The organism is Bradyrhizobium sp. SUTN9-2, assembly GCF_003122645.1.
In the GTDB taxonomy this organism is placed as follows: Bacteria; Pseudomonadota; Alphaproteobacteria; order Rhizobiales; family Xanthobacteraceae; genus Bradyrhizobium; species Bradyrhizobium yuanmingense.
Genome location: NZ_LAXE01000001.1, coordinates 1,221,769 through 1,231,250 on the forward strand (window position 1 = coordinate 1,221,769; position 9,482 = coordinate 1,231,250).

The window sequence follows — 9,482 nt, forward strand, 5'->3', positions numbered from 1 at the left end:
GTGAGGGGTCTCTCTCCTCACGAACAATCGCGAGAGTTGAGAGAACCCCTCATCCGGCGCCGTAGCCGAAGCTCTGCTTCGGCGTTCTTAAGAACGGCGGCCGAAGGCCGCCTATGCCACCTTCTCCCACAAGGGGAGAAGGAAGTAAGACTACACCACCTTGCTCGACCCCTGCGTGATCAACCGCGCTGCGCGCTGGTCTCGCGCGTAGATCCACAGCCAGCTCAGCGCGACGCTGAGGCGGTGGCGCAGGCCGATCAGGAAGTAGATGTGGGCGATGCCCCAGATCCACCACGCGATGGTGCCGCGCAGCTTGATCTTGCCGAAATCGATGATTGCGAGCCGCTTGCCGATCTGCGCGAGGTTACCGGAATGCTTATAGCGGAACGGACCCGCTGCAGCGCCGCGCAGGCGCGCTTTGATGGTCTCCGCGACGTGACGGCCCTGCTGCTTGGCGGCCGGCGCGATGCCGGGCACCGGCTTGCCGTCCCAGGCGTTGATGCTGACGGTATCCCCGATCGCGAAGATCTCGGGATGGCCTGATATGGTGAGGTCGGCCTCGACCAGCACGCGCCCGGCGCGATCGTGCGCTGCGCCGAGCCATTCGGCCGCGGGCGAGGCGCGCACGCCGGCGGCCCAGATCCGTGTCTTGGCCTCGAGCAGTTTGCCGCCGAACACGACGCCCTCGCGATTGATCTCGGTGACGGCCTGCCCGAGCACGACCTCGACGCCGATCTTTTCCAGCGAGGCCTGCGCATAGGCTGATAGCTCGTCGGGAAAGCCGGCGAGCACGCGCTGGCCGGCCTCGATCAGCACGACGCGGGCCTTGTGCGTGTCGATGTTGCGGAAATCGGCGGGCAGGGTGTGATGCGCCATCTCGGCGATAGTGCCGGCGAGCTCGACGCCGGTCGGGCCGGCGCCGACGATCACGAAGGTCAGCCGTGCCGCGCGCCGCTTTGGATCGATCTCGCGCTCGGCGCGCTCGAACGCCACCAGGATGTGCCGGCGCAAGGTGGTCGCATCCTCCAGCGTCTTCAGGCCGGGCGCGAACTGCTCCCATTCATCGTGGCCGAAATAGGCGTGCCGCGCGCCCGTGGCCAGCACCAGCGTGTCGTAGGGCACCTCGCTGCCGTCGTCGATCAGCACGCAGCGTCGTTCGGCATCGACGCCGCTCACGGTGGCGAACAGCGTCGTCACCTCGCGCCGGTCGCGCATGAGATGACGGATCGGCCAGGCGATCTCGCTGGTTGCGAGCGAGGCGGTCGCGACCTGGTAAAGCAGGGGCTGGAACAGATGATGATTGCGGCGGTCGATCAGCGTGATCTCAACGGGAGCGCCCGCAAGCCGGTAAGTCGCCTCCAGCCCGCCGAAGCCGGCGCCGACGATGACGACGCGATGGGGATTTGCGGCCATGATTTAACCCTCGAATCTCGCTGCTGCTCGCCTTCATTTAAGTGCGGATTGGGCGCCGCGGTCCAATAGAGGTCATCAATCGTCGCATAGGCCTGATGTATCGATCCGGCGCGAAAAAGCGCCGCAGCCTCCCGGACCGGCCCTGGGCCGGCCTCGGCCGAAGTGAGTAGAATTATAATTCTTGCCATCTCAGATTGGGGCGAAATATGGTGCAGGGCGGGCGCTGAGCCATTGGCGGCGCGACATATTTTGCGTTCAATAGAGACAGGCCTGGAGCGGCGATCACCCCGCTTCCAGGACCGATAATTAAGGAGGGAGTGTTATGAGGACGGCATTCTGGCTGGCGGGCGCAGCGGCGCTGGTGCTGGCAAATCAGGCATTCGCCGGAGACACCATCAAGATCGGTTTCGTCTCGACCTTCAGCGGCCCGACCGCCGTGATCGGGAACGACATGCGCAATTCTTTCGAGCTCGCGCTCGATCATCTCGGCCGCAAGATGGCCGGCAAGCCGGTCGAGGTGCTCTACGAGGACGACGGGCAGAAGCCCGACGTCGGCAAGCAGAAGACCGAGAAGCTGGTGCAGTCCGACAAGGTCGACTTCATCGTCGGCTATATCTGGTCGAACGTGCTGCTCGCCTCGCTCAAGACCGCGGTCGATTCGAAGACCTTCCTGATCTCGGCCAATGCCGGGCCGTCGCAGCTCGCGGGCGAGCTGTGCTCGCCTTACGTGTTCTCGACCTCCTGGCAGAACGACCAGACCCCGCAGGCGGTCGGCACCTATATGAACCAGAAGGGTGTCAAGTCGGTGTTCCTGATCGGCCCGAACTATGCCGCCGGCAAGGACATGCTGGCCGGCGTCAAGAGCACCTTCAAGGGTCAGGTCGTGGGTGAGGAATATACGGTGTGGCCGAGCCAGCTCGACTTCTCCGCCGAGCTCTCCAAGGCGCGTGCCTCCGGCGCCGAGTCGATCTTCGTGTTCTACCCGGGTGCTGCTGGCGTGCAATTCCTGAACCAATATGCACAGGCCGGGCTGAAGAGCACGATGCCGCTCTACACCGCCTTCACCATCGACGAGCTCTCGCTGCCGCTCCAGAAGGAGAATGCGCTCGGGGTGCCCGGTGCGCAGCAATGGGTCAACGACCTCCCCAACGAGCAGAACAAGCGCTTCGTCGCCGACTACCGCAAGAAGTACCCCGGCCTGCGCCCGACCTTCTACGGCGCGCAGTCCTATGACGCCGCGAACCTGATCAACAGCGCCGTCGTCGCCGTGAAGGGCGACACCTCCAAGAAGGACGAGATGAAGGCCGAGATGGAGAAGGCCAACTTCAAGTCGGTGCGCGGCGCGTTCAAGTTCGGCAACAACCACATCCCGATCCAGAACTTCTATCTGCAGGACGTGGTCAAGGATTCCGAAGGCCAGCTCGCCTTGAAGACCGTCGCCACCATCGTCGAGAACGACCAGGATCGCTTCCACGAGAAGTGCAAGATGAAGTGAGCCACAAGCGACGTAGCCCCTTCTCCCCTTGTGGGAGAAGGTGGCGCGAAGCGCCGGATGAGGGGTTCTCTCCCCTTGCAAGATTGTCCGTGAGGAGAGAGACCCCTCACCCGTTCCGCCGCTTTGCGGCGAGCCACCCTCTCCCGCAAGGGGAGAGGGGAAGCAGAATTGCCTACACCCTCGGCATGCTTGCCGGGCGCACCTCGCGCGCTTGCGCTGCGAGCCTGATGCCGGCGTTGGCCGCGCCAAAACCCTGATAGTTCCTGCGCTCGACGATCTCGAAGAAGAAGCGCTCGTCGAAGATGTGGGTGTAGATCTGGAAGAACTCGCCGTCGCCTTCGCGGTCGTAGAGGATGTGGTTGGCGCGCAGCTGCGCCATCAGTTCGGGCGAAAGATCGTATTTGGCTTCGATGTCGTCGTAGTAATTGTCGGGGATGTCCAGGAAGCCCGCGCCGCGCTGGCGCATCGCGGCGACGGTCGCAAAAATATCCTGACACGCGAAGGCGACATGCTGCACGCCCGAGCCGAAGAACTCCGAGATGAAGCGTGCCGGCAGGGTGCGGTTGGCGGAGGAGCCGTTGAGCACGAAGCGCAGGCTCTGGTCGGCGTTGATGACGGCCTGGCTCTGCACGAGGCCTCTGGGGTCGGCGATCTCCATCTGCGGCAGGCGTTTCAGATCGAGAATGCCGGTGTAGAACAACAGCCAGGTCAGCATCTCGTCATAGGGCATCGACTGCGCGATGTGGTCGACCGCGACCAGCGCATCGGCGCTTGAATCGCTTGCAACAGGCTCGAAATCGGTGTCCCAGTTCTTGCCGGCCTGGTCGAGAAAATAGAGCAGGCTGCCGCCGACGCCATGGATCGCGGGAATCTCGAGTTCACCCGGTCCGACCGGCTGGTAGAAGGTGCGCGCCTTCAGCGTCTCGGCGCGCTGCATGGCGCGGCCGGCATCGTCGACGTCGAGCGCGATGGCGCAGACGCCGGGCCCGTGGGTGACATAGTGCGAATGCGCAAAGCCGTCGGTCTCGCAATTGATGACGAGCTCGACCTTGCCCTGCGACCAGCGCTCCACCGCCTTGCTGCGGTGCTGGCCCGTCTTGCGAAAACCGAGCTGCGAGAACAGGCGGCCAAGCTCGGCGGCCTTGCTCTCGTTCACGGCAAATTCGATGAAGCCGGTGCCGCGGCTCTTCGCCTTCGGGGCCAGCGCCTTGCCGGCGAAATTCTGCCAGTCCGGTGCGAGCTGGTCCTCCAGCAGAATCAGCGAGCGCAGGCCGTCGACCGCGGTCTGTGCGGCCGAGCCGGCGCGGAACTGGTCGTTGAAGATTTCCAGCGACAGCGGTCCGGCATAGCCGGTCGCTGCGATCGCCGCCATGAACGCGCCGACCGGCAGGTCGCCCTGGCCGGGGAAAGAGCGGAAGTGCCGGCTCAATGACAGGATGTCGAGCTCGAGCCTTGGCGCGTCGGAGAGCTGCACCAGAAAGATCTTGTCGCCGGGGATCGAGGCCATGGCGCGGGTCGGAAAGCCAGGTGCCAGCGCATGAAAGCTGTCGAGGATGACGCCAATCGCGGGATGATCGGCGCGGCGCACGATCTCCCAGGCGTCGCGATAATCGTTGACGTGGCGGCCCCAGGCCAGCGCCTCATAGCCGACGCGCAAACGACGTTTCGCGGCGCGCTCGCCAAGCTCGCGAAAATCGTCAGCCGCGCGGTCGATGCCGCCGAGCGCGGCGGGCGAGACGTTGGAGCAGATCAGCAACAGATCGGTGCCGAGCTCCTGCATCAGATCGAACTTCCGCTCCGCGCGGGCGAAGTTGCGCGCGCGCTGCGGCTCCGGCATGCCTTCGAAATCGCGGAACGGCTGGAACGCACAGATCTCGAGATTGAGGTCCGTGCACATCTTCGCGATATCGCGTGGGCCGGCGCCGAACGACAGCAGGTCGTTCTCGAAGATTTCGACCGCATCGAAGCCCGCGGCGGCGATGGCGCGGAGCTTTTCGTCGAGGCTGCCTGAGAGGGAGACGGTGGCGATCGAGCGCTTGTTCATGCGGCCTGCTCCATGATCTGCCCCGGCGAGATCGTTTGCCCGGTACGCGCGGCCGCGCTGACGGCTTCGACGACGGCGAGCGTTCCCATCGCGTCCTCGACCGAGATCAGCGGCTGTTCACGGCCGGCAATCATTGCGCAGAAATGCCGGAGCTGCTCGACCAGCGGATCGAACGCGGGCGGCGCGATGGTCGCGCGCGCCAGCGGCGCGTACCAGCCGGGCTGCTCTGTGTATGACCACAGCTCCATGTTCGGCACGGAGAGCGAACCCGCCGTCCCTGCGAAGATGTAGCAGGGCTGGTCCTGCCTGGGATAGGCCGGGTTCTCGCCTGAGGAGAGCTCCCAGCTCCACGGCGCCGGCGTCGCATCCGACACGGTTACCGTACCCAGCGCGCCGTTGGCGAAGCGCAGCAGCAGCGCGGCGGTGTCCTCGACCGCGAAGCCGCGCACCTTGTTCGAGGTCAGCGCCTGCACCTCGACGATCTCACCGCAGATGAAGCGGAGATTGTCGATGTCGTGGATGAGATTGATCAGCAGTGGCCCGCCGCCTGCCTCGCGCCGCCAGGCGACTTCGAAATAATCGTCGGGCTTCTTGAGGAGCCATAGCCCGACCACGGCCGTGAGCTGGCCGAGCTTTCCGTTCGTCACGGCCTCGCGGGCCGACTTGATGATCGGATTGTGCCGCCGATGGTGGCCGACCAGCATCGGCACGCCGGTGCGTCTCACCGCCGCGCACAGGCGTTGCGCGGTGGCAACCGTCTCGGTCACCGGCTTCTCGATCAAACCCGGCACGCCGGCTTCGGCGCAGTCGAGCGCCATCGGCAAGTGCAACGTGTTGGGCGACGCAATGATGAGGCCGTCGGGCTTCTCTTCGGCCAGCAGCGCGCGATGGTCCGCATAGCAGGGCACGCCATGCGCCCGCGCATATTCCTTCGCGGCGGGCGAGGGGTCTGCGATGCCGGCGAGCACGCAATCCTGGGAGGACTGGATCAACTCGATATGGCGACGGCCGATCAGGCCGGCGCCGGCCACGGCGATCCGCATTCTCGCGCTCATGCCGCACTCTCCTCCATGGCGCCGCCGAGGAAGAGCTGCCCGATGCGCGGATCGTTCAGAATGCGCCTGGCGTCATCGACCATGCGGGTCTGGCCAAGCTCCAGCACGATGCCGATGTCGGAGATCTCCAGCGCCGAGCGCGCGTTCTGCTCGATCATCAGGATGGTGACGCCGCGATCGCGCAAGCTCTTGAGGATGTCGAAGGTCTGCTGCACCATCAGCGGCGACAGACCGATCGAGGGCTCGTCGACCAGCACCAGCGTCGGCTCGAGCAGCAGCGAGCGGGCGATCTCGAGCTGCTTCTGCTCGCCGCCTGATAGCGTCGAGGCCTGCTGCGCGGACTTGCGCCGCAATGCCGGAAACAGGTCGAGCGCCGCCTCGATCCGCTTGGGCAGGTCGAGGCCCTTGTCGGCGGCGACGCCGCCGAGCTCGATATTGTGGCGCACCGACAGCTCGGGAAAGATGTTGCGGCCCTGCGGCACATAACAGATGCCGGCGTTGAGCAGCGCGCGCTGGCTCAAATTGGTGACGTCGCGGCCGGCGAAGCTGATCTTGCCTTCGCGCAGCTTGAGCAGGCCGAAGATGGCCTTGAATACCGTCGATTTGCCGGCGCCGTTCGGGCCGATGATCGTCGTGATCGTGGCTGACGGCACGGCAAACGTCGTGCCGTTCAAGATCGTCATCTTGCCGTAGCCGCCGACGAGATTGTGGACCGAGAGAATGGGATCGCTCATTACGCGCTCCTAATGTCCGAGATAGGCTTCGATCACGGCGGGGTTCTTGCGGACCTCGTCGGGCCGGCCCATCGCCAGCACCTTGCCTTCCGCCATCACCATCACGCGCGAGCACAGCGACATCACGAACTCCATGTTGTGCTCGATCACGACGAAGGTGGCGTTCTTCTCGCGGTTGATCGCGACCAGGCGCTCCTTGAGGTCCGCCAGCATCGACGGGTTGACGCCGCCGGCTGGCTCGTCGAGCAGCACCAGGCGCGAGCCGCCCATGAAGGCCATGGCGGCATCGAGCAGTTTTTGCTGACCATAAGAGAGACCCCCAGCCGGCTCGTCGGCGAGATGGTCGAGCTTGAAGAATCCGATCATCTGGTTCGCGGCCTCCGTCAGCCCGGCATCGGAGCGGCCGACCAGGCGCGAGGCCATGTTGCCCTGGTGCTCCTGTCCGGCGAGGATCAGGTTCTCGCGCACCGAGAGCTTTGGGAACACCTGCAACAGCTGGAAGGTGCGGCTGACCCCGAGCTTGTTGAGCTCGGAGGGACGCAGGCCCGTGACGACCTGTCCGTCGAGCTTGACTTCGCCGCCGGTCGGCGTGAGCTGGCCGAGGATGCAGTTGAACAGCGTGGACTTGCCGCAGCCGTTCGGCCCGATCAGGCCGAGGATCTCGCCCTCGCGCACGTCGAACGAGACCCCGTTGACGGCGTGGATGCCGCCAAAGCTCTTCTTGATGTCGGTGACTTCGAGGACCGCGCTCATTGCGCCGTCTCCAGGCGCGACTTTGCGACGGCGCGCAGCGCGGACGCCGCCTTGGTGCGGCGCTCGGCGAGATATCGGTCGAGGATTCCGAGAATGCCGGTCGGCGACCAGATCAGCAGCAGCATCACGGCGACGGCGTAGAGCATCAGGTAGTAGCCTTCCGTGAAGCGCAGCCATTCCGGCAGCAGCACCGCGATCATCGCGCCCAGGAACGGGCCGAAATAGAAGCCGGCGCCGCCGACGATCACCATCAAGAGGAGGTCGAGCGAGAGCGACAGGTTGAACGGCACGGGATCGATATATTGCGTCAGCGGCGCATAGAGCGCGCCGGCGACGCCGCCGAGCGCCGAGCCGATCGCAAACGCCATCAGCGTGTAGCGGCGGGTGTCGACGCCGAGGGATTGCGCGCGCAACGGATTCTCGCGCAACGCCATGAAGGCGCGGCCCCAGGGCGAACGGATCAGCCACCACACCGCAAGCGAGACGATCGCGAGCGAGCCGAGGCAGACATAGTAGAACGGCAGCGGCTTGTTGGTCGCGATGCCGAAGATGTGCGGACGCGGAATGTTGGAGATGCCGTAGATGCCGCCGGTCAGCCAGCTCTCGTTGCGGAACACCAGGAAGGCGAGGGTGGAAAAGGCGAGGGTGACGAAGGCGAGGTAATGGTGCTGCACGCGCAGTGCGGGATAGCCGAGCACCCAGCCGATCGCAAAGCTCAAGACGATCGCCACCAGGATCGCCGCCGGCAGCGGCCAGCCATGTGTGGTCATGATCGCGGCCGCATAGGCGCCGATGCCGACGAAGGCGCCTTGCGCCAGCGAGACCTGGCCGGCATAGCCGAGCGTGAGATTGAGCCCCATGGCGGCGATGCTCATCACCGCCCATTGGCTCAGGATGAACAGGCCGTAGCGGTTGAAGTTCATGGGGACGATGATCAGCGCGGCGATGATGGCAAGGCCGAGCGCGATCTTCAGGGGTTTGGCGATGCCGCTCATACGGTGCGCTCCTCGGCACGGCCGAGCAAGCCCTGCGGCCGGAACAGGATGACGGCGATCAGGAACATCATCGGCACGGCGGCGCGATACTGCGTCGAGACATAGGCCGCCGCGAGATTGTCGAGTACGCCGATCAGCAGGCCGCCGGCGATGGCGCCGCGCACCTGGTTGAAGCCGCCGACGATCGCGGCGATGAAGGCGGCCTGGCCCAGCACCTCGCCGGACGAGAATTTTGCGAGGTAGATCGGTGTGATCAGCAGCGAGGCCAGCGCCACCAGGAAGGCGTTGATCAGGAAGGTCAGCAGGATCATGCGCTCGACCGGGACGCCGATGATGCGGGCCACCGTCGGGTTCTGCGCCGCCGCCTGCATCTGGTGGCCGAGCGAGGTACGGCTCAGCAGCGTGGTCAGGCCGAGAACGGCGAGGATGGCAACAGTGAGCACGCCGATGCTCTGCAGCGACACAGCATGGCCGAGGATGGAGATGTCGCCGGTCGGCACGATCGAGGGGAAGGGCGAAGCCTCCGCGCTGTAGAACTGCTTGACCGATTCCTTGATGCCGATCGCGAGCGCCATGGTCGCGATCGCCAGCGGTAGCACACCGTGACGCATCATCGGGTCCACCAGCAGCATCTTGAAGGCGAGCCCGAGCAGGATCAGCGAGAGCAGGATGCCGACGATGATCGCGAGCCAGAACGGCGCGCCCACATGCATCGCGGCCAGCATCAGGAACGCCGGCAGCATCACGAACTCGCCTTGCGCGAAATTGATAGTCTGCGAGGTCTGCCACAGCAGCGTGAAGCCGACGGCGACCAGCGCGTAGATGGCGCCGGTGGCGAGCCCCGCGACCAGTAGATCGAATAGGTTGGACATGTTCCCCTCTTTCCTCTCCCTCTCCCCGCTCTCTTTCTTCTCCCTCTCCCCGTACTTACGGGGAGAGGGTTGGGGTGAGGGGCTGTCTCCGCGTACTCGATTGTCACCGTCGTCGCGGAAG

At 65.1% G+C, this 9,482-nt stretch carries 8 protein-coding genes; 1 reads left to right on the plus strand and 7 read right to left on the minus strand.

Translation table 11 applies throughout. The annotated features are described in order from the left end of the window. Positions 1-150 precede the first annotated feature (150 nt). Positions 151-1,413 carry an NAD(P)/FAD-dependent oxidoreductase gene (locus tag XF30_RS05700; RefSeq protein WP_036001827.1) on the minus strand — a complete coding sequence of 421 codons (1,263 nt, stop codon included), beginning with the start codon at positions 1,411-1,413 and terminating at the stop codon, positions 151-153. A gap of 322 nt (positions 1,414-1,735) precedes the next feature. Here XF30_RS05700 and XF30_RS05705 point away from each other — a divergent pair, with 322 nt between their 5' ends. Further along, positions 1,736-2,908: an ABC transporter substrate-binding protein gene (locus XF30_RS05705; RefSeq protein WP_036001824.1), complete on the plus strand. Its 1,173-nt coding sequence runs from the start codon at positions 1,736-1,738 to the stop codon at positions 2,906-2,908. A gap of 172 nt (positions 2,909-3,080) precedes the next feature. Here the strand turns inward: XF30_RS05705 and XF30_RS05710 are convergent, their stop codons facing one another. From XF30_RS05710 to XF30_RS05735, 6 genes are read right to left on the minus strand one after another with little or no spacing between them, the layout of a single operon-like run. After that, positions 3,081-4,952, minus strand: a complete 1,872-nt coding sequence (locus XF30_RS05710) for a bifunctional sugar phosphate isomerase/epimerase/4-hydroxyphenylpyruvate dioxygenase family protein (protein ID WP_109142163.1) — start codon at positions 4,950-4,952, stop codon at positions 3,081-3,083. Then, complete coding sequence (locus XF30_RS05715; protein ID WP_109142164.1) at positions 4,949-6,007, minus strand: Gfo/Idh/MocA family protein; 1,059 nt, start codon at positions 6,005-6,007, stop codon at positions 4,949-4,951. Before XF30_RS05715 ends, XF30_RS05710 begins: the two co-directional genes overlap by 4 nt. Continuing rightward, a complete protein-coding gene (locus tag XF30_RS05720; protein WP_109142165.1) occupies positions 6,004-6,741 on the minus strand; it encodes an ABC transporter ATP-binding protein in 738 nt (245 codons plus the stop codon). Before XF30_RS05720 ends, XF30_RS05715 begins: the two co-directional genes overlap by 4 nt. 9 nt (positions 6,742-6,750) lie before the next feature. Continuing rightward, complete coding sequence (locus XF30_RS05725; protein ID WP_036001814.1) at positions 6,751-7,494, minus strand: ABC transporter ATP-binding protein; 744 nt, start codon at positions 7,492-7,494, stop codon at positions 6,751-6,753. Further along, positions 7,491-8,489 carry a branched-chain amino acid ABC transporter permease gene (locus XF30_RS05730; RefSeq protein ID WP_036020342.1) on the minus strand — a complete coding sequence of 333 codons (999 nt, stop codon included), beginning with the start codon at positions 8,487-8,489 and terminating at the stop codon, positions 7,491-7,493. Before XF30_RS05730 ends, XF30_RS05725 begins: the two co-directional genes overlap by 4 nt. Then, entirely contained in the window at positions 8,486-9,361 is an 876-nt protein-coding gene (locus XF30_RS05735) for a branched-chain amino acid ABC transporter permease (RefSeq protein ID WP_109142166.1), read from the minus strand. The genes XF30_RS05730 and XF30_RS05735 overlap by 4 nt, the downstream gene beginning before the upstream one ends. Between the last annotated feature and the right edge of the window lie 121 nt (positions 9,362-9,482).

What these genes read in the sequence shown, in the direction of transcription:
- XF30_RS05720 (WP_109142165.1), bottom strand. Translation starts at nt 6,741, where the DNA reads ATGAGCGATCCCATTCTCTCGGTCCACAATCTCGTCGGCGGCTACGGC.
- XF30_RS05730 (WP_036020342.1), bottom strand. Translation starts at nt 8,489, where the DNA reads ATGAGCGGCATCGCCAAACCCCTGAAGATCGCGCTCGGCCTTGCCATC.
- XF30_RS05700 (WP_036001827.1), bottom strand. Translation starts at nt 1,413, where the DNA reads ATGGCCGCAAATCCCCATCGCGTCGTCATCGTCGGCGCCGGCTTCGGC.
- XF30_RS05725 (WP_036001814.1), bottom strand. Translation starts at nt 7,494, where the DNA reads ATGAGCGCGGTCCTCGAAGTCACCGACATCAAGAAGAGCTTTGGCGGC.
- XF30_RS05710 (WP_109142163.1), bottom strand. Translation starts at nt 4,952, where the DNA reads ATGAACAAGCGCTCGATCGCCACCGTCTCCCTCTCAGGCAGCCTCGAC.
- XF30_RS05735 (WP_109142166.1), bottom strand. Translation starts at nt 9,361, where the DNA reads ATGTCCAACCTATTCGATCTACTGGTCGCGGGGCTCGCCACCGGCGCC.
- XF30_RS05715 (WP_109142164.1), bottom strand. Translation starts at nt 6,007, where the DNA reads ATGAGCGCGAGAATGCGGATCGCCGTGGCCGGCGCCGGCCTGATCGGC.
- XF30_RS05705 (WP_036001824.1), top strand. Translation starts at nt 1,736, where the DNA reads ATGAGGACGGCATTCTGGCTGGCGGGCGCAGCGGCGCTGGTGCTGGCA.